At 72.8% G+C, this 19,591-nt stretch carries 16 protein-coding genes and 1 pseudogene; 6 read left to right on the forward strand and 11 right to left on the reverse strand.

Annotation, left to right across the window (positions count from 1 at the left end):
* Nucleotides 1-4: 4 nt before the first annotated feature.
* The gene (locus WBK50_RS00265; RefSeq protein ID WP_341333673.1) at nt 5-1,426 is read right to left on the reverse strand and encodes a sugar porter family MFS transporter; all 1,422 of its coding nucleotides are present in this window, start codon (nt 1,424-1,426) and stop codon (nt 5-7) included.
* Nucleotides 1,427-1,595: 169 nt separating this feature from the next.
* On the opposite strand from WBK50_RS00265, the pseudogene WBK50_RS00270 reads away from it, so the two are divergent.
* The 5 genes and pseudogenes from WBK50_RS00270 to WBK50_RS00290 all read left to right on the forward strand — a co-directional run bounded on the left by WBK50_RS00270 (nt 1,596) and on the right by WBK50_RS00290 (nt 7,163).
* Nucleotides 1,596-3,229, forward strand: a pseudogene (locus tag WBK50_RS00270) (peptide chain release factor 3).
* 65 nt (nt 3,230-3,294) lie between these two features.
* Nucleotides 3,295-4,071: an SDR family NAD(P)-dependent oxidoreductase gene (locus WBK50_RS00275; protein ID WP_341333674.1), complete on the forward strand. Its 777-nt coding sequence runs from the start codon at nt 3,295-3,297 to the stop codon at nt 4,069-4,071.
* Nucleotides 4,072-4,090: 19 nt separating this feature from the next.
* The gene (locus tag WBK50_RS00280; protein WP_341333675.1) at nt 4,091-6,067 is read left to right on the forward strand and encodes an acetoacetate--CoA ligase; all 1,977 of its coding nucleotides are present in this window, start codon (nt 4,091-4,093) and stop codon (nt 6,065-6,067) included.
* Complete coding sequence (locus WBK50_RS00285; protein WP_341333676.1) at nt 6,064-6,699, forward strand: luciferase domain-containing protein; 636 nt, start codon at nt 6,064-6,066, stop codon at nt 6,697-6,699. The genes WBK50_RS00280 and WBK50_RS00285 overlap by 4 nt, the downstream gene beginning before the upstream one ends.
* On the forward strand, nt 6,696-7,163 hold the full coding sequence (locus WBK50_RS00290; RefSeq protein WP_341333677.1) for a signal peptidase II: 468 nt from the start codon (nt 6,696-6,698) through the stop codon (nt 7,161-7,163). The genes WBK50_RS00285 and WBK50_RS00290 overlap by 4 nt, the downstream gene beginning before the upstream one ends.
* On the opposite strand, the gene WBK50_RS00295 is transcribed toward WBK50_RS00290, so the two are convergent.
* Both WBK50_RS00295 and WBK50_RS00300 read right to left on the reverse strand, forming a co-directional pair.
* The gene (locus tag WBK50_RS00295) at nt 7,164-8,450 is read right to left on the reverse strand and encodes an NAD(P)/FAD-dependent oxidoreductase (protein ID WP_341333678.1); all 1,287 of its coding nucleotides are present in this window, start codon (nt 8,448-8,450) and stop codon (nt 7,164-7,166) included.
* Between the two features lie 53 nt (nt 8,451-8,503).
* Nucleotides 8,504-9,019 carry a hypothetical protein gene (locus WBK50_RS00300; protein WP_341333679.1) on the reverse strand — a complete coding sequence of 172 codons (516 nt, stop codon included), beginning with the start codon at nt 9,017-9,019 and terminating at the stop codon, nt 8,504-8,506.
* A gap of 275 nt (nt 9,020-9,294) precedes the next feature.
* On the opposite strand from WBK50_RS00300, the gene WBK50_RS00305 reads away from it, so the two are divergent.
* Nucleotides 9,295-10,500 (forward strand): MFS transporter, encoded by a 1,206-nt coding sequence (locus tag WBK50_RS00305; protein ID WP_341333680.1) that lies wholly within the window; start codon nt 9,295-9,297, stop codon nt 10,498-10,500.
* Nucleotides 10,501-10,613: 113 nt separating this feature from the next.
* Here WBK50_RS00305 and WBK50_RS00310 read toward each other — a convergent pair whose 3' ends face one another.
* From WBK50_RS00310 to WBK50_RS00345, 8 genes are all read right to left on the reverse strand, one after another.
* Entirely contained in the window at nt 10,614-12,608 is a 1,995-nt protein-coding gene (locus WBK50_RS00310) for an NAD(+) synthase (protein ID WP_341333681.1), read from the reverse strand.
* Between the two features lie 212 nt (nt 12,609-12,820).
* Nucleotides 12,821-13,057 carry a hypothetical protein gene (locus WBK50_RS00315; protein ID WP_341333682.1) on the reverse strand — a complete coding sequence of 79 codons (237 nt, stop codon included), beginning with the start codon at nt 13,055-13,057 and terminating at the stop codon, nt 12,821-12,823.
* A 33-nt stretch (nt 13,058-13,090) separates the two neighbouring features.
* Complete coding sequence (locus tag WBK50_RS00320) at nt 13,091-14,050, reverse strand: LLM class F420-dependent oxidoreductase (RefSeq protein ID WP_341333683.1); 960 nt, start codon at nt 14,048-14,050, stop codon at nt 13,091-13,093.
* A 78-nt stretch (nt 14,051-14,128) separates the two neighbouring features.
* The gene (locus WBK50_RS00325) at nt 14,129-14,755 is read right to left on the reverse strand and encodes a DnaJ family domain-containing protein (protein ID WP_341333684.1); all 627 of its coding nucleotides are present in this window, start codon (nt 14,753-14,755) and stop codon (nt 14,129-14,131) included.
* A complete protein-coding gene (locus WBK50_RS00330) occupies nt 14,674-15,702 on the reverse strand; it encodes an LLM class F420-dependent oxidoreductase (protein ID WP_341333685.1) in 1,029 nt (342 codons plus the stop codon). The genes WBK50_RS00325 and WBK50_RS00330 overlap by 82 nt, the downstream gene beginning before the upstream one ends.
* A gap of 82 nt (nt 15,703-15,784) precedes the next feature.
* A complete protein-coding gene (locus WBK50_RS00335) occupies nt 15,785-16,192 on the reverse strand; it encodes a hypothetical protein (protein ID WP_341333686.1) in 408 nt (135 codons plus the stop codon).
* An 80-nt stretch (nt 16,193-16,272) separates the two neighbouring features.
* Nucleotides 16,273-17,847 (reverse strand): long-chain-fatty-acid--CoA ligase, encoded by a 1,575-nt coding sequence (locus tag WBK50_RS00340; protein ID WP_341333687.1) that lies wholly within the window; start codon nt 17,845-17,847, stop codon nt 16,273-16,275.
* Nucleotides 17,848-17,994: 147 nt separating this feature from the next.
* A complete protein-coding gene (locus tag WBK50_RS00345) occupies nt 17,995-19,563 on the reverse strand; it encodes an AMP-binding protein (protein ID WP_341333688.1) in 1,569 nt (522 codons plus the stop codon).
* Nucleotides 19,564-19,591 lie beyond the last annotated feature (28 nt).

A 19,591-nucleotide genomic window follows, 5' to 3' on the forward strand; every position in this document is an offset into this window, starting at 1 on the left:
TTCGTCACACCATGTCTTCGAGCTCGCGTCCCTTCGTCTCCCGCACGAACTTGAACACGAAGAGGATCGAGACGAAGGCGAAGAACGTGTAGATGCCGTAGGCGAGGCCGAGGCCGACGGAGGCGAGGGACGGGAACGTCGTCGAGATGACGAAGTTCGCGACCCACTGCGCGGCGGCGGACAGCGCGAGGGCCATGGCCCGGATCCGGTTGTTGAACATCTCGCCCAGCAGCACCCAGACGACCGGACCCCAGGTCGCGCCGAAGAACACGACGTAGAGGTTGGCCGCGATGAGGGCGATCGGAGCGGCGCCGCCGAGGGTCGGGGTCCCGTTGATGACGGGCGCGGTGCCGAACAGCACCGCGAGCGTGCCCAGGCAGACGAACTGTCCGATGGCGCCGACGAGCAGCAGCGGCCTGCGGCCGATGCGGTCCACGAGGGCGATGGCGATGATCGTCGTGAGGATGTTGGTGACGGAGGTGATGACCGTGATGGCCAGCGAGTCCTGCTCGGTGAAGCCGACGGCCTGCCACAGCACCGAGGAGTAGTAGAAGATCACGTTGATGCCGGTGAACTGCTGGAACACCGAGAGGCCGATGCCGACCCAGACGATCGGCAGCAGCCCGAGCGCCGGCCCGCGGACGGTGGCGAAGGTGCCGCGGCCGGCGGCGCTGCCCAGCGTGCGGACGATCTCCTTGATCTTCTCGTCGACGTCCCCGCCCACGAAGCGGCGCAGCACGTCCGCCGCCCTGTGCAAGTCCCTCTTGGCGACCAGGTAGCGCGGGGACTCCGGGATCGTCAGCGCCAGACCGCCGTAGGCGAACGCGGGGACCAGCAGCGACAGGAACATCCAGCGCCACGTCGCGAGCCCGAACCACAGCGGGGCCTCGGCGCTGCCGGAGAACGCGACCAGCGCGAAGTCCACCAGCAGCGCGACGAAGATGCCGGTGACGATCGCGAACTGCTGCAACGAGCCGAGCCGCCCGCGCAACCTGGCGGGGGAGATCTCGGCGATGTAGGCCGGCGCGATCACCGACGCGGCCCCCACGCCGAGGCCGCCGACGAGCCGCCAGAAAGCGAGGTCCCAGATGCTGAAGGCGAAGCCCGAGCCGAGTGCGCTCACCGCGAAGAGCACCGCCGCGATCACCATGACCCGGATCCGCCCGTACCGGTCACCCAGCCCGCCGGCGAACCAGGCGCCGATCGCGGAGCCGACCAGCGCCGCCGACACCGCCAAGCCCAGGACGACCGGGTTGGCGTGGAACTGTTTCCCGACCGCGCCGACCGCGCCGTTGATGACGGCGGTGTCGTAGCCGAACAGGAACCCGCCGAGCGCCGCGGTCCCGGCGACGAGCACCGTCCGCGCCGTGTTGGGGCCCGACACCCGGGTCGGTGATCCGCCGGCGTTCTCGGGAGTGGCGACCATGTGGATCTCCCCGGGTCCCTGGCCGGAACGCGCTCACCCTGCCCTGTCGGGCGTGTCCCGCCGGGGGTCGAGTGTGAGCTGGCTCATACAAGACCGCAAGAGGAGACGCCGTCACAGGCTGCACCGGTCCGGCTCCCGGCCGGGCGACCTCGTCGACCGGAGTAGCCTGATGGCACAGACCAGGTGGACTACAGGAGTGGGACGGACGTTGTCGCAGAGCGTGTCGCAGGTCGTGAACGAGGCCGCGCGGCGCAGGACCTTCGCCGTCATCAGCCACCCGGACGCGGGCAAGTCCACGCTGACCGAGGCCCTGGCCCTGCACGCCGAGGCCATCGACTCCGCCGGTGCCGTCCACGGCAAGGCCGGCCGGCGCGGCGTCACCTCGGACTGGATGGAGATGGAACGCGCCCGCGGGATCTCGGTCAGCTCCGCGGTGCTGCAGTTCGTCTTCAAGGACACCGTGATCAACCTGCTGGACACACCGGGCCACGGTGACTTCTCCGAGGACACCTACCGGGTGCTCGCCGCCGTCGACGCGGCCGTGATGCTGCTGGACGCGGCGAAAGGCCTCGAGCCCCAGACGCTGAAGCTGTTCGACGTGTGCCGCGCGCGCAAGATCCCGGTGCTCACGTTCGTCAACAAATGGGACCGGCCGGGCCGGGAGCCGCTGGAGCTCCTCGACGAGATCGAGCAGACCATCGGCCTGCGCCCGATGCCCCTGACCTGGCCGCTCGGGATCGCGGGCGAGCTGCAGGGCCTCATCGAGTGCGAGACCGGCGAGTTCACCCGCTTCACCCGCTCCGCCGGCGGCGCCACGAAGGCGACGGCCGAGCCGGTCGCCGCGGAGGTCATCGCGGCCGAGGAGCCGCAGCCCTGGGCCGCCGCGCAGGACGAGCTGGCGCTGCTCGCCGAGATCGGCGCGGGCTACGACGAGAAGGACTTCCTCGCCGGTGTCGCGACGCCGGTGATGTTCGGGGCGGCGCTGTCGAACATCGGCGTCGGCCGGCTGCTGGACGCGCTCGTCGAGCTTGCCCCGGCACCGGCGGAGCGGGAGGACGCGGACGGGGTGCCGCGCGCGCTCGACACCCCGCTGTCCGGGCTGATCTTCAAGGTGCAGGCCGGGATGGACCCCGCGCACCGGGACCGCATGGCCTACCTGCGGATCGCCTCCGGGCGGTTCGAGCGCGGCATGGTCCTCACGCACGCCGCCACCGGGAAGCCGTTCGCCACGAAGTACGCCCAGTCCGTCTTCGGGCAGACCCGGACCACGGTCGAGGAGGCCTTCCCGGGGGACATCGTCGGGCTGGTCAACGCCACCGCGCTGCGCCCGGGGGACACCCTCTACGAGGCCGACCCGGTCGAGTTCCCGACGATCCCGAGCTTCTCCCCGAGCACTTCGCGGTGGCGCGGTGCGCGGACACGGGCAAGCAGAAGCAGTTCCGCCGCGGCATCGACCAGCTCGACGGCGAGGGGGTCATCCAGGTGCTCCGCTCGGACCGTCGCGGTGACCAGGCGCCGGTGCTCGCCGCCGTCGGCCCGCTGCAGTTCGACGTCGTCACCGCGCGGCTGGAGGGCGAGTTCAAGGCCCCGGTCACGCTGGAGAACCTGAGCTACCAGCTCGCCCGCCGTACGGACGCCGAGGGCGAGCAGGCGCTGGCCTCGCAGTCCGAGGTCGAGGTGCTGCGTCGTACGGACGGCACCTACCTCGCGGTGTTCAGCAACAAGTGGCGCCTCGACATCGTGCAGCGCAAGTTCCCGGACATCATGCTCGAGGCGCTGCCGGCGGGCACCACGCCGAGCTGAGAGCTCTACTGATCGGGCGTTCAGTTGTCTAGGGTGGGTCCGACCCGACTCACCGAGGAGCGCCCGTGCCCGACTTCCCGCTGCCCAACGCCTCGTCGGACCTCACCGGCCAGGCGGCCCTGGTCACCGGGGCCTCGTCCGGGCTCGGGCGGCGGTTCGCGGAGGTCCTCGCCGCGGCGGGCGCGAGTGTCGTCGTCGCGGGCCGGCGGGTGGACCGGCTCGAGGAGCTGGTCGCGGAGATCGTCGCGCGGGGCGGCAAGGCCGCCGCGGTGACGGTCGACGTCTCGGACGTCGCGTCCCTGCCCGACGCCGTAGCCCGGGCCGAGGCCGCCTTCGGGACCCTCACGATCCTCGTCAACAATGCGGGGATCCCGGACGCCCAGCGCGCCCACAAGATGTCGCTCGAGCTGATCGACGCCGTGTTCGACACGAACCTGCGCGGCCCGTACGTGCTGGCCTGCGAGGTCGCGCGGCGGCTGATCGAGGCGGAGCGGCCGGGCCGGATCGTCAACCTGTCCTCGATGGGATCGTTCGACTACGGGGGCAACGGTGCCGCGCTGTACTCGATCACCAAGGCGGGGATCAACCGCATGACCGAGGCCCTGGCCGTCGAGTGGGCGCGGTACGGGATCAACGTCAACGCCATCGCCCCCGGGGCGTTCTCCTCGGAGATGATGGACGGGATGATCGAGCGGATCGGGGAGTTCTGGAAGTCCACCCCGCGCAGGCGCCTCGGGCTGCCGCCGCAGCTGGACAGCACGCTCCTCTACCTCGTCTCGCCGGCCTCCGAGGCGGTCACGGGCACGATCGTCAAGGTCGACGACGGGCAGGGAAGCCGCTGACCGTGGCAGGCTCACAGAGGTGAGCACGCCGAACGACACCGGTGGCCCCGCGGTCCTGCGCCCGCCCGCCGACGACGTCCTGGACACCACCGCGCTGGGCCGCTACGTCCGGTGGCTGGCGACGGAACGCGGCCGCGAGTTCCGCAGCTACGACGAGCTGTGGCGCTGGTCCGTGGACGATCTCGAGGGCTTCTGGTCGTCGATCTGGGACCACTTCGGTGTCCGGGGCACCTACGACACCGTGCTCGGGGACCGGGACATGCCGGGTGCGCAGTGGTTCCCGGGCGCCACGCTGAACTACGCCGAGCACATGCTGGGCCTGCCCGAGGACGCGGACCGGACCGCGGTGATCGCGCGCTCGCAGACCCGCGGTCCCGTCGAGCTGACGTTCGCCGAGCTCACGGATCAGGTGGCGCGGGCCCGGGCGGGCCTGCGCCGGCTCGGCGTCGGTCGCGGGGACCGGGTCGTCGGGTTCCTGCCGAACATCCCGGAGGCGCTCGTCGCGTTCCTGGCGACGGCGTCCCTGGGCGCGGTCTGGGCGTCCTGCGCGCCGGAGTTCGGGGCGCGCAGTGTGATCGACCGGTTCGCGCAGATCGAGCCGACGGTGCTGGTCACGGTCGCGGGCTACACCTACGGCGCCAAGGAGATCGACAAGACCGCCGAGGTCGAGGCGGTGCGGGCCGGGCTGCCGACGCTGCGCCACGTCGTCGGCGTGGAGTACGGGCCGCACCGCGTCCCGGACGCCGTGAGCTGGGACGACCTGCTTGCCGAGACCGAGCCGCCGGCGTTCGAAGCGGTCCCGTTCGACCACCCGCTCTACGTGCTCTTCTCCTCCGGCACGACCGGCCTGCCGAAGGCGATCGTGCACGGCCACGGCGGAATCCTGCTCGAGCACCTCAAGTCCGGCGCGTTCCAGCTGGACACGCGACCCGGCGACCACGTCCTGTGGTTCACCACCACCGCCTGGACGATGTGGAACATCATCGTCTCGGGCCTGCTGCACCGGGCGGCCGTCGTCCTGGTCGACGGGAACCCGCTGTACCCGGACCTCACCGAGCAGTGGCGGATCGCGGCGGAAACCGGGGTGTCCCTGCTGGGGACCAGCCCCGCCTACCTGATGTCCTGCCGCAAGGAGGGGATCGAACCGGCCCGCGAGGTGGATCTCTCGAAGCTCCGCATGCTCGGGATCACCGGCTCACCGTTGCCGGACGAGGGCTTCGAGTGGGCGCAGGAGCAGTTCGGGGACCGGGTGCTCGTCAACTCGATGAGCGGCGGCACGGACGTCTGCTCGGGGTTCGTCGCGGGCAACCCCTGGCTCCCGGTCTACCGCGGCGAGATCTCCGCCCCGTGCCTCGGGGTCGACGCGACGGCGTTCGACCCGGAGGGCGAGGAGATCGTCGGGGAGCTGGGGGAGCTGGTGATCCGCAAGCCGATGCCGTCGATGCCGGTGCGGTTCTGGAACGACCCCGGCGACGAGCGCTACCGGTCGTCGTACTTCGAGGCCTACCCCGGGGTCTGGCGGCACGGGGACTGGGTCGTGATGTCCTCCCGCCGCACCTTCGTGATCAGCGGCCGCTCCGACGCCACGCTCAACCGCGGCGGCGTCCGGCTGGGCACGGCCGAGTTCTACTCGGTGGTCGAGGAGCTCCCCGAGGTCGCCGACAGCCTCGTCGTGCACCTGGAGGACAGCGGGGGAGGACCGGGTGAGCTGCTGCTGTTCGTCGCCCTGTCCGACGGCGCGGAGCTCGACGACGCGTTGCGCGCGCGGATCCGCGGCGCGCTGCGCACCGAGCTGTCCCCGCGGCACGTGCCGGACGACATCCGGGTCGTCCCGGCGGTGCCGCGCACGCTGACCGGCAAGAAGCTGGAGACCCCGATCAAGCAGATCCTGCGCGGCCGCCCGCCCGCCGAGGTGATCAGCGCCGACGCGGTCAGCGACTTCTCCGCCGTCGCCGCCTTCGCCACGCCAGACGCGGGGAGCGGGGACGACACGTGATCGGCGCGCGCGTCCTCGTCGCCGCGGCGGCCGGGGCGGCCGGCTGGGCGGTGCGGGACTACCGGAAGTGGCGCAGCCTCGGGCCCGGCGGGCTCCCGCCGAACGTCGCCGGGTGGATCACCGTCACCGGGATGCGGCTGCGAGGCCGGGACCCGTTCGAGCCGCTGGAACCGGGCGAGGGCGACGTCAGCCGGATCCTGCTCGACCTCCCGCCGCGCGACGGGCAGCGGCCGGAGGTGGGCCCCCATCCCGTGCCGCACCGGGTGCTGGACCAGCACGCGCCCGAGCCGGTGAAGGCGGCGCTGCAGGCCGTCGTCGCAGAGCTCGCGGTCCCGCCGTTGGAGATCCGGACCAGCGGCTGGGAGAAGCACCACGACGCCCTCTGTGTGCGGGGCGGCCCCGAGATCGCCCACGTCCACCCGTCCGACGGGTCGATGCACGTGGTCCTCGGCGCCGTCGACGCCCGGGTCGTCGTCAAGCGGCGGTGGGGCGAGTACCACCCGCTGGCCGGAGTGATGCTCGGCCTGCCGGCGACGTACACGCTGCTCTACCCACCCCGGACGCTCGCCGAGGTCGAGGTGCTCCGCGTCGTCCTCACCGCCGCCGTCGAGCACGCCGTAAGCGGGACGTGAGCCGCCGCGGTGCGCTCGTGGCGATGGTCGCGGCGTTCGCCGCGGTCTCCTGGGGGATCAAGGAGGCCGTCGAGGCCTCGCTGGCCGGCGGCCGCGTCGTCGACCTGGGGATCGTGCAGCTGCGGCTGCTTCGCAACTCCGGGATCTCGTTCAGCATGGGCGCGGGCCTGCCCGCCTGGGTGATCCTCGCGGTCACCGGGCTGATCACGCTGGTCGTCGCCGTGTTCGGCTGGCGCGGGGCCCCCACCCTGCCGGTCCTCGGCCTGGTCGGGGTCTCCGGCATCCTCGCCGGCGCGCTGACGAACCTGGCCGACCGCGCGATCGACGGCGCGGTCACGGACTACCTGCACACCGGCTGGTTCGCGACCTTCAACGTCCCCGACTCGCTGATCACGCTCGGCGTCGTCGCGCTCGCGATCGCGTTCCTGCTGCAGCCGGACACCCCGGCGGAGACGAAGGACTGATCACTCCGCCTCCAGGGATACCGCGGAGCCAGGGACCAGGCCGAGCTGGACGGACTGTCGGCCGAGCACCGCGTCGAGCAGCCAGTCGACCGCCGTCCGCACGCGATTCCCGGGCATCGCCGCAAGGTGGTAGCCCCGGGTGACGACCTTGGCCGGAAGACCGGAAAGCGGGATGTGCAGCGGTTCGGCCGCGGCGTCCGTACCACCGAGGTCGACGACGAAGCCCAGGTCGCGATGCTTGTACGGGCGCATCGCCCCGTGCCCCAGTGAGGCGGCCACGTTCCTGCCGGCGAGCGCGCCCTGCCGCTCGGCGTGCTGTGCCGTCATCGGCGTGACCTGGCCGGGCTTCGTCAGGTCGGGCACGGCGGCGGCGTCACCACAGGCGAAGACCTCCGGATGGCCGGGGACGGCGAGCGTCGGGTCGACGATGAGCCGGCCCTTCAGGGTGGGCAGGCCGGTCTCCTCGATGAGCGGGTCCGGGCTGACGCCGACGCACCAGATCAGCGACCGGGTGGGCACGAAGCCGTCGTCGGTGAGGTGGACGCCGTCGGTGGTCGCCTCCTTGACCGAGACGCCCATCATGACCTCGACGCCGCGCTTGCGCAGGACCCTGTCCGCGGTCCGGGACATCCGCGGGCTCAGGCCGGGCAGGACGGTCGGGGCGATGTCGAGCAGCAGCCAGCGCACGCGCTGCCCGGCCAGCTCGGGGAAGCGTTTCACCAGCGCCTCGGTGAAGAGCGGGCCCTGCGCGGCGACCTCGGTGCCGGTGTAGCCCGCGCCGACCACGACGAACGTGCACCGGGCGGCGCGCTCCTCCGGGTCGTCGGTCGCGGCGGAGAGCTCGATCTGGCGGATGACGTGGTCGCGCAGGTAGAGGGCCTCGGCGACGCCGCGGTAGCCGTGCGCGTACTCCGTGACGCCGGGGATCGGGAGCAGCTTGTTCACGCTGCCGGCGGCCAGGACGAGCCGGTCGTAGCCGAGCTGGTGGGTGCCGCCCTCGGGGTCGGTGTAGGTGACGGTCCTGTTCTCGAGCGAGACGACGGTGACCGTGCCCAGCGCGAGCCGGACGCCCTCCAGCGTGCCCGGGATGGAGACCGTGACCCGGCGGGGGTCCAGGATCGCCGCGGAGACCTCGGGGAGCAGCGGCAGGTAGAGGAAGTAGTCCGTCGGGTTGACGACGACGATCTCGGCGTCGGACTCCTCGGGCAGGCTCCGGCGCAGGGACTTCGCCGCGTGGTACCCGGCGAAACCACCGCCGACGATCACGACGCGCTTCGGTTCGCTCATCTTCGACCTGTGCCCCCTGTCGTGTCGCTCCTACCCTGGCACGGTCACGGAGATCACGGGGAGGCCGCGGCGGACCGCCCGGCCCGGAGGAACTCGACGAGCGCGGCGACGTCGGGCAGCTCGTCGCCCTCCTTCAGCGCCCCGAACGGCGCGTTCCAGAACGGTCCCTCGCGCGGCTCCCAGGGGCCGACGTAGGCGTACGGCAGGGGGTGCCCGGCGTCGCCGGGCGAGACTCCATAGTTGACCTCGCCGACGCCGACGGCGAGGTCGAAGTGCTCGGGCCACAACACCGGTTCGACGTCCGGGAACAGCGCCCGCAGGGCCGCGTCGCCCCGGGCGAACCAGGCGGCGAGCAGGGCTGCCGCCCCGGCGTCGACGGCCAGGGGCGCGTCCGGATCGTGCCCGGAGTCCGGGTAGCTGTCCGGTGCTCCGACGGTCACGCCGGCCTCGGCCGCCAGCGACCGGCAGCTCCCGGTCAGGGGGAACCGCCCGCCGGGCGTGACCAGCTCGGCGCCGTCGACCCGCAGCGGCGAGACCGCCCCGCCGAACCCGCCGGGGATCGGCCGCAACCTGATCCTCTCCCCTGCTCGCGGAACTGGGGCCCGGCGATCACGAGCTCCGCCACGGCGTGCAGGGAACGCCGGGTGCTCACGAGGGCGTCGGGGTCGGTCATGCCCCCACTCTGTACCCGCGCACCCCTCCGTGCCCGCCTGCTCGCCCGAGCGCGCGGTCGACGCCGCGCGTCGCACCGGAAGGCCCGCGTGGTGGGCCCGCGCCCACGCGGGCTCGGGACCGGCGGGGTCCCGGGGCTGCTCCCCGGGGCGCGGGGTCGCATGCTGGGGGCATGCTCGTCGCTCCCCGCCGCCCCGTGCTGCCCCGGCCGGTGGCCTTCGCGACCCTGTCGGCGGTGCTCGTCGCGGTGATGGTCGGGGCGGGCGCCCCCGCCCCGCTCTACGTGCTCTACCAGCAGGAGTTCGGGCTGCCGGACTCCGCGGTGACCAGTGCGTTCGTGCTCTACATCCTCCCGGCGGCGCTGGTGCTGCTCGTCGGCGGCCGGCTGTCGGACCATGTCGGACGTCGCCCGGTGGCGCTCCTGGCGGTGCTGCTGGGGCTGGCCGGATCTTCGGTGCTGTTCGCCGTCGACGGGCTCGGAACGCTGCTGCTCGGCCGGGTGCTGCAGGGCCTCGCCGCCGGTCTGACGACGGGTGCGCTGGGCGCCTACGTCGTCGACCTGCAGGGTCCGGGCCGCGGCGTCCTCGCCGCCGCCGTCGCCGGGGCCGGCCCGACGGTCGGGCTGGCGCTGGGCGCGGTCGGGTCCGGGGCGCTGGTCCAGTTCGGCGGGATGCCGCCGTCGACCGTGTTCGTGATCGTCGCCGTCGTGCTGTGTGCCGGCGCGCTCGGCCTCGCGCTCGCCCCGGAGACCTGCGCGCGCCGACCCGGTGCGCTTCGGTCGTTGCGGCCGCAGATGACCGTGCCCCGCGGGACGCGCCCCCTCTTCGCCGCGGTGACCTGCGGCTTCGTGGCGTCCTGGGCGCTCGGTGGCTTCTACCAGACGCTCGGGCCGTCGGTGGGCGCGCACCTGCTCGGCCACGACGGGCGGCTCTTCGGCGGGATCGTCGTCGCCTCCCTGGTCGGGTCCAGCGTGCTGGGTGGGCCGCTCACGGGCCCGCTGCGGCCCTTCCCCGCGGTGCTCGTGGGCAACGGGTTGCTCGCGCTGGGCACGGTGGTGGCGGTGGTGTCGACCGGCCTGGGAGCCGCCGTTCCGTTCCTGCTGGGCAGCGTCGTCGCCGGCACCGGCTTCGGGGCCGTGTTCGCGGGCGGCCTTCGACTGCTGCTCGGCGGCGCGGACCAGGACACCCGGGGCGGGCTCCTCTCGGCCGGCTTCCTCGTCGCCTACCTCGGGTCCGCCGTGCCCACGTTCGTCGCCGGCCGGTTGACGCCCCGCTGGGGGCTGTGGGGCGTGACGGTCGGGGTCGGTGCGCTGGTCGTGCTGCTCGCGCTGGTGTCGTCGGGGATCGCGCTCGGCGTCCGGCGGGAGCCCGCGCGGTAGCCGCTCCGGTCCCCGAGGGTGCCCATCGTGACGAGCGCGCCCGCGATGGTGCGGTGCGGAGCGTCAGGACTCGGGGACCTCGCGGCGGATCTCCTCAAGCCAGGTCTTCGCGCTCATGTCGCTCGGCGCACGCCAGTCCCCGCGCGGGGACAGGCTGCCGCCCGCGGACACCTTCGGGCCGTTGGGCAGGGCGCTCCGCTTGAACTGGGCGAAGCCGTAGAAGCGCTGCGCGAACACCTCGGACCACTTGCGGATGTCCGCCATCGTGAACGCCCCGCGCTTGTCCGGCGGGAACCCGACCGGCCAGTCCCCCTTCTCCGGGTCGCTCCACGCGTGCCAGGCGAGGAACGCGACCTTCGACGGCCGGAACCCCCAGCGCAGCACGTGGAACAGCGTGAAGTCCTGCAGCGGGTACGGGCCGACCTTCGCCTCGCTGCTCTGCACCTGCGCGCCGTCGGTCGAGGGCACGAGCCGGGGGTGATCTCGGTGTCCAGGACGGACTGCAGGACCTCGCCGACCTCGTCGTCGAACTGCTTCGACGAGATCACCCAGCGGATCAGGTGCTGGATCAGGGTCTTCGGCACCCCCCCGTTGACGTTGTAGTGCGACATCTGGTCCCCGACGCCGTAGGTCGACCAGCCCAGCGCCAGCTCGGACAGGTCCCCGGTGCCGAGCACGATCCCGTTGCGCTGGTTCGCCGCGCGGAACAGGTAGTCCGTCCGCAGCCCGGCCTGAACGTTCTCGAACGTCACGTCGTAGACGGGCTCACCCGCGGAGAACGGGTGGCCCAGGTTCTTCAGCATGAGTCGGGCGGTCTCGGTGATGTCGATCTCCTCGAACGTCACCCCGAGGGCCTTGCCGAGCCGGTAGGCATTGCCCTTGGTGTGCTCGCCCGTGGCGAAGCCGGGCAGGGTGAACGCGAGGATGTCGCTGCGGGGGCGGTTCTCGCGGTCCATCGCCCGTGCCGCGACGATCAGCGCGTGCGTCGAGTCCAGACCGCCGGACACGCCGATGACGATCTTCGGCTGGCGAAGAGCACGCAGCCGCTGCTCCAGGCCGCTGACCTGGATGTTGTAGGCCTCGTAGCAGTCCTGCTCGAGCCGGCTCTCGTCCGCGGGCACGAACGGGAAGCGCTCGAGGTCGCGGAGCAGCCCGATGTCCCCGCGCGGCGGCTCCAGCGCGAACTCCACGGTCCGGAACTCGTCCAGCCGCGCCGCGTGGTGGCGCCGGTTGTCGTCGAACGTGCCCATCCGCAGCCGCTCGTTGCGCAGCAGCCCCAGGTCGACGTCCGCGACCGAGTTCCGCGGTCCCCTCGGGAAGCGCTCGGTCTCGGCGAGCAGCACACCGTTCTCGTAGATCATCGTCTGGCCGTCCCAGGACAGGTCCGTGGTGGACTCGCCCTCGCCCGCCGCGGCGTAGACGTAGGCCGCCAGGCAGCGCGACGACGCGGAGCGGCACATCAGCTTCCGGTCCTCCGCGCGGCCGATCGTGATCGGGCTGCCGGACAGGTTGGCGAGGACCGTCGCGCCCGCGAGCGCCGCCTCGGCGCTCGGCGGGACCGGGACCCACATGTCCTCGCAGACCTCGACGTGCAGCACGAACCCGGGCACGTCCGAGGCGGAGAACAGCAGGTCCGGGCCGAACGGGACCTCCGTCCCGGCGACCCGGATCGTGCCGCGCACGTCGTCCCCGGGGGCCATCTGCCGGCGCTCGTAGAACTCCCGGTACGTCGGCAGGTAGGACTTCGGCGTCACCCCGAGCACCCGCCCGCGGTGGATCACGACGGCACAGTTGTGGATGCGGTGCCGCAAGCGCAGCGGCGCGCCGACGACGAGCACCGGCAGCAGGTCCGCGGACCCCGCCACGACGTCGGCGAGCGCCACCTCCACGGCCTCGAGCAGGGAGTCCTGCATCACGATGTCCTCGAGGGAGTACCCGGAGAGGGTGAGCTCGGGGAACACCACGAGGCCGACGCCGTCCGCGTCGAGGTCCCGGGCCTGCGCCAGCACGGAGGCCGCGTTGGCGGCGGGCTGCGCGAGGGCGGTGGTGATCGTGGCTGCGGCGACCCGCAGGAAGCCGTGGCGGTAGGCCGACCAGAAGTCCGTCACCCCCGCAGTCTGCTACAGCGAGCGGATCAGTACTCGTCGTGTCGCTTCAGCCACGACATGAACGGGCCGTCCCGGGGCCCGTACCGGTGAACGGCTCGGTGGGCGCGTAGTTGTACTCGTCCGGCCCGCGGTCGGTCTCGAAGGAGACGTGGAAGTCGAAGTTGAAGTCCCCGCCGGCCGAGGACTACCAGGGCACCGTCCAGCGTCATCGGTCATCCGGCAGGCTTCTCCTGGACGGCCCAGCTGTTGCCGTCCGGGTCGTCGAAGAAGACGAAGGCGTTCCAGGCGCCCCCGTGCCCGTCGAACCACTGGCCGTCCTCGCCGACGTGCCGGACCGGGCTCCCGTCGACGCCGCGTTCGACGAGCTGGTCACGTCGCTCACCGGGATCACGATGACCTCGAGCTTCCAGTCCATCTTCGCGGTCCTCTCGTCGGGTCTGCAACGGCATCTCACCACGAAGAACCGTCGTCGGCCCGGGAACTCATCGCCTGCCCAGCGAACGAATGACCGGCCCGGGGTCGCCGCCACCCATCGGCGCGAGTACCGGCGTGGTGACCCCTGCCTCCACGTACGCCTCGACCTGCTCCCGGACGGACTCCGCCGGCCCGTGCAGGATCAGCGCGTCGACGACGCGGTCCGGGACGGCGGCGACCGCGGCCTTCCGGTCCCCCGCGGCCCAGGCGTCCCACATCCCCTTCAGCTCGTCGCGGCCCAGCCACTCGTGGAAGGCCCGGTAGACCGGCACGTTCAGGTAGGCGGCGAGGTGGCGGCGGCCGATCCCGCGGGCGGTCTCCGCGTCGACGTCCGGCAGCACGAAGATCCGCGCCACGATCTCCTTGCCCCCGCCGACAAAGGGTGCGACGGTCCGGACGTCGTCGGCGGAGAGCCAGTTGACGATCGCGCCGTCGCCCTCCCGCCCGGCGAGCCGCAGCATCCCGGGCCGCAGCGCCGCGACCAGGACCGGCGGCACCGGATCCGGCGCCTCGGCGAGGGTGAACCCGCTGATCGCGAACGTCTCGTACGTCTCGCTGACCCGCCCGCCCGCGAACGCCGCCCGCAGGAACCGCACGGTGTCCCGGACGCGCTGGTAGGGCCGGGCGAAGGCGATCCCGTTCCAGCGCTCCACGATCACGTCCGACGACGTCCCGACGCCCAGGGCGAACCGTCCCGGGGCGAGGTTCGCCAGCGTCGCCGCGGACATCGCGAGGGTGGCCGGGCCGCGGGTGAACGCGGGCGCGATCGCGGTGCCGAGCCGCAGCGACGGAGCCCATTGCGAGGCGAGGACCAGCGGGGAGAACGCATCGGTGCCCGCGGCCTCGGCGGACCAGACGTCCGTGTAGCCGAGATCGGGCAGCGCCTCGACCAGGGCACGCTGCTCCCGCAACGGCACCCCGGGGAGCGGGACGCTCAGCCCCCAGCGGCGTTCGGCAGCGAGCGTCACGCGCTCACCCTAGAGCGGAGGCGCCGGGGCGATGAGGGCTCGGCCGAACTTCGCGACGGCCCGGTACCAACGCCACCGTCACGCGAGCGGCCGGCCGGTGAACCGGTGCCACCAGCGGCGCCGCCCGGCCGGCGGTGCCGCTGCGGGAGGGCGGTCCGGGGGCGGTGGCGCCGGAGGACGGCGTGCCTCCCGCCAGCCCTCGACGATCGCGTCCGGGTCCGCCTTCCGCAGCGGGACCCGGGGCATCGTCGGCATCCGCAGCTCGCGCACGACCCGGAGGTTCAGCTCGCGCACGAGGTCCCGGACGGCCTTCTCCGTGCGCAGCCCGCGGACGGTCTCGGGCAGCGCGGCGAGCTCCTTGCGGAGCTGGATCGGCTCGGGCAGCAGCACGTCCCGGGAGATCCCCTCGCGCTCCAGGTAGCTGCGGATCCACCAGTTCTCGCTGGTGTCGTGCAGGTTCGGCAGGGGCTTCCCCCTGCCGGGCAGGCGGTCGAAGTCCCCCGCTCCTGCGCCTCGCGGATCTGCTTCTCGACGGCCGACTCGTGCGGCGTCCTCCGTGGGTCTGGCACGGCGGTCCCCTCCCCGGATCCCTGGACCCGACGGTACCGGCGCGGGGGCGGCTCTCAGCCGAACGCGTCGGCGATCGTCTGCAGGGCCTGCGCGTCGCCGTGCACGAGGATCGTGTCGACGACGGTCTCGTCCCACGCGGCGAGCTCGGCCCTGATCTTGTCCTTGGGCCCGACGAGCGCGACGTCCTCCACCATCTCGAGCGGCACGGCCGCGATCGCGTCCGCCTTGCGTCCGGCCAGGTAGTGCTCCTGGATGGCGGCGCACTCCGCCTCCCAGCCCATCCGCACGAAGACCTGGTTGTGGAAGTTCACGTCCTTGGCCCCCATGCCGCCGATGTAGAGGGCCAGCTGGGGGCGGACCGCGTCCGCGGCCTTCTCCACGTCGTCGTCGACGATCACGTTCATCGACGCGGAGACGGCGAAGTCGTCCAGGCTGGTGTGCCGGGCGCCCGGCCGGGCGAAGCCCTCGGCGAGGGCGGCGCGGTAGAAGCCGTCCGTCTTGGGGGAGAAGAACAGCGGGAGCCAGCCGTCCGCGATCTCGGCGGCGAGCGCGACGTTCTTCGGGCCCTCGGCCGCGAGGTGGATCGGCAGATCGGTGCGCAGCGGGTGGACCGTGGACTTCAGCGCCTTGCCCAGGCCGGCGCCGCCCTGCAGGGGGAGCTGGTAGAATTCGCCGTCGAACTCGACCGGGCGTTCACGCGCGAGGATCTCCCGGACGATCGCGATGTACTCCCGGGTGCGGGCGAGCGGCTTCGGGTAGGGCTGGCCGTACCAGCCCTCGACGACCTGCGGCCCGGACGCGCCCAGTCCCAGGACGAAGCGGCCGCCGGAGAGGTGGTCGAGGGTGAGGGCGGCCATGGCGGTGGCGGCCGGGGTGCGCGCGGACATCTGCAGGATGTTGGTCCCGAGCAGGATCCGGCTGGTCGCGGCGCCGTACCAGGCGAGCGGCGTCAGGCAGTCCGAGCCGTACGCCTCGGCGCTCCAGATCGCCTCGTACCCGAGGCGTTCGGCGGCGAGGACGGCCTCCTGCGCGCCGGCGGGCGGACCGGACGACCAGTAGCCGACGTGGCATCCGAGCTTCATGGCGGCCTCCCGCGAACACGACAGTGTGGACGGGACCCATCCTCGCCCACCGTGGTGCCGCGGGCGGTGTGACGTGCTCGGCTCAGCGGGCCAGGTCGGCGAGGAGCTGGCCGTCGACCCACGGGTCCAGGGAGCGGGCGTGGCCGTTCTCGTCGGTGTAGCCGCAGGCCTTGTTCGTGATCGTGTCCGGCTCGGCAGGGTCCTCGAACCGCGGCGTCGCGTCCGGCTCGCAGGTGTAGACGGTGCCCGTCGGGACGACGGTGCGGACGACCGTGGCGGGCGTGGCGTCGTCGATGGCGCTGTCCGCGGCGCCGGCCGCGCCCCCGGACGTCAGCGCGAAGCCGGTGCCGAGGCTCGCGGCGACCATCGCCGGGACCACGGCGATGAGCAGCCGGCGCGGTCCGGCCGTCCCGCGGGTCGCGGTGCGTGTCGCGCAGTGCCGTCCGGCCATGTCCCCACCCCCGTCGTGCCGTGCTTCCTGCCCGTTCATCGAGGAGGACCGCCGCATGTGAACAGATCCGGTCCACATTCGTCACTTCTGGTGAACCCGTGACGGCTCGGGCAGGCCGGTCAGGTGCGGACGGTCTGCCGCAGGACGGGCTTGAGGACCTTGCCGGAGGCGTTGCGGGGCAGGGCGTCCAGCAGGAGGAGCTGGGTCGGCTTCTTGTAGGAGGCCAGCCGGGTGCGGCACCAGTCCGCGAGGTCGTCGAGTGTCGGCGGCGCGGCCGGGTCCGCGGCCACGACCACCGCGACCGGGGTCTCGCCCCAGCGCTCGTGCGGCGCCGCCACCACGGCCACGTCCGCGACGGCCGGATGCGCGGCCAGCACGTTCTCGACCTCGGCGCAGTAGATGTTCTCCCCGCCGGAGATGATCATGTCCTTCTTGCGGTCCACGACGTAGAGGAAGCCGTCGGCGTCCTCGCGGACCAGGTCCCCGGAGTGGAACCAGCCGCCCTCGAAGGCCTCCGCGGTGGCCTCGGGCTTGTTCCAGTACCCGGACATCAGGTTCGGGCCGCGGTAGACGATCTCGCCGACCTCGCCCTGCCGCACGTCGTTCATCGCCTCGTCGACGATCCGGACCGCGTTCGCCGGGACCGGCCGCCCGACCGAACCGATCTTGCGGAGGGCGTCGTCGCCGTCGAGCACGCAGGTCACCGGGGACATCTCGGTCTGGCCGAAGGTCGCGACGTTGGCGATGCCCGGGAACGTCGCGGCCATCGTCTCCAGCAGCGTGACGGTGGCGGGCGCCGCGCCCCAGCACATGACGCGCAGGGTCGACGCCCGGCGGGACGCGCCCGGCAGCCCGACGACCACCTGCCACTGGGCCGGGACCAGGAACAGGTGGGTGACCCGCTCGCGCTCGACGGTGTCCAGGAGCGTCTCGGGGTCGAAGGCGCCGCTCGGCATGATCACCGTGGTCCCACCGACGGCGATCATCGGCGCGATCGAGCCGATGGCCGCGATGTGGAACATGGGCGAGGCGCACAGGTTGACGTCGTCCTCGCGGTAGAGCCGCCAGTACCGGACGATCGTGCCGGTCTGTGCGCTCAGGTTCAGATGCGACAGCACCGCGCCCTTGGGCCGGCCGGTGGTCCCCGACGTGTACATGATCAGCGCCGGATCGCGCTCGTCGATCACGCGCTCCGGGAGCGGCGACGCGGGGCCGGCCACCAGTTCGTCGAAGGACAGGGCGCCGGCCCCGGCGGCCGCGGGGTCCGCGCCGGCCACCACGACGGTCAGCGAGCCGCGGACCTGGGCGGCGAGCGGCGCCAGTTCCTGGTCGACGGCCAGGGCGACCGCCCCGCTGTCGGCGAGGATGTAGGCCACCTCGTCGGCGCTGAGCCGGAAGTTCACCGGCACCGCGATCGCGCCGAGCAGGTTCGCGGCCAGCACCGTCTCCACGAACTCGGGCCGGTTGCCCATCAGCACCGCGACCCGGTCGCCCTCGGCGACGCCGCTCCCGGCGAGCGCGCCGGCCAGGGTCCGGACCCGGCGGCGCAGCTCGGCCCAGCTCGTCGCCTCGCCGCGGAAGCTCAGCGCGGTCTGCTCCGCCTTCTGGTGGGCATGCCGGTCGAGCTGGTCCAGCCAGTTGTGGCCGTTGCCGGGGAGCCGGATGGTGACGGGCGAGGGCTGTGTGACGGTCATCGTTCCCCTGTGCAGGACGCGGCCCGGCAGCGCTGGCTGCCGAGCCCTCTTCTTACGGGACAGCCTGAAGTGAATCGGGCGATCAGTAGTCGGCCTCGGTGTTGCGGACCACTCGAGCACCGAGTCTGCATGACGCGAACGTCCCGTTCAAGCAGTCGCATCAGGTGCGAGGGCCTTCCGCAGGGCCTTCTTGTCGATCTTGCCGACGGCCGTCGCCGGGAGCTGGTCCAGCACGTGGACGGCCTTGGGCGTCTGCACCGCGCCCTTGAGGTCGCGGACGTGCCGGACCAGCTCCTCGGGCGTGGCGGTGGCGCCGGGGCGCAACACGACCGCCGCGGTCACGGCCTCGCCCCACTTCTCGTCGACGATCCCGAACACCGCGGCCATCGCGACGGCCGCATGGCTGCTCAGCGCGTCCTCGACCTCGCGCGGGAAGACGTTGAAACCGCCGCTGATGATCATGTCCTTGGTGCGGTCGACGATCGTCAGGTACCCGCGCTCGTCCGCCCGGGCCACGTCGCCGGTGTGCAGCCGGCCGTGAGCGAAGGCCTCGGCGGTGAGGCCGGGCTTCTTCCAGTACTCCTCCATCACGCCGGGCCCGCGCACGCAGATCTCGCCGGGCTCACCGGGCGGGACCTCGTTGCCGTCGCCGTCGAGCAGGGTGACGTCGACGGTGCTCACCGGGATCCCGCAGGAGCCCATGAGCGAGGGGTCGGCGTGGTCCCCGCGGCGCAGGACGCTGATCGGGTAGCACTCCGTCTGGCCGTAGAGCTGGCTGAACACCGGCCCGATCCGCTCCATGCCCTCGACGAGCCGGCTCGGGGACATCGGGGACGCGCCGTAGAGCAGCAGCTCCAGCGAGGACAGGTCCGTGCGGTCCAGCTCGGGCCGGTCGAGCAGGGCGTAGACCATCGTCGGGACGAAGAGCGTCATCGAGATCCTCTCGCGCTCGATCGTCTCCAGCACCGCGTCCGGGGCGAACCCGTCGAGCAGGTGGACGGTGCCGCCGCGGGCGAGGACCGGCAGCACCTTGGTCCCCGCGACGTGCGTGATCGGCGCGACGGCCAGGTAGCGCGGGGCCTCGGGGATCTCGAAGTCCGCGAGGTTGGCGATCAGGCTGATGAACGACACCGCGGGGTGGCGGCGCATCACGCCCTTCGGCCGCCCGGTCGTCCCGCCGGTGTAGTTGACCAGTGCGATGTCCTCCGGCCGGGCGAGGTCCCGGGCGGTCACCGCACCCGCGGCGGCGGCCTCGGCGAGCAGGTCCGGCCCGAAGTCCGACGGGCCGAGCCCGAGCACGGGGAGCCCGCCGGCGCCCTCGGCGAGCGCGGCGCCCCGCCCGGCGTGCCCGCGGGCGTCGACGATGCAGGCCGCCGCGTCCAGGTCCGCGAGCTGGTAGAGCTGGTCCTCGACCGAACCCATGGGGTGCAGCCAGGACGTCGCCATCCCGCTCGCCTGCACCGCCATCCCCGCGCACCAGGCCTCGGCGCTGTTGCCGGCGAGCAGTCCGACCCGCATGCCCCGAACCAGCCCGTGGGCGGCGAGGACGTGCTGAAACCGGCCGATCAGGTCCGCCGTGGCGGCATAGCTGAAGGACCCGGTGGCGCTCACGAACGCCGTCCGGTCCGGGTACCTCCGCAGCGTGCGGAGCACGAGCGAGCCCATGGTGGCGCCGCTGTGCAGTGCGGGCGTCGGTGTCACGGTCTCGGTGGTCATGGCCTGCTCCTCGTCGAGTCGGGCTGGT

The sequence above is a fragment of the Pseudonocardia sp. T1-2H genome (assembly GCF_038039215.1).
GTDB lineage: Bacteria > Actinomycetota > Actinomycetes > Mycobacteriales > Pseudonocardiaceae > Pseudonocardia.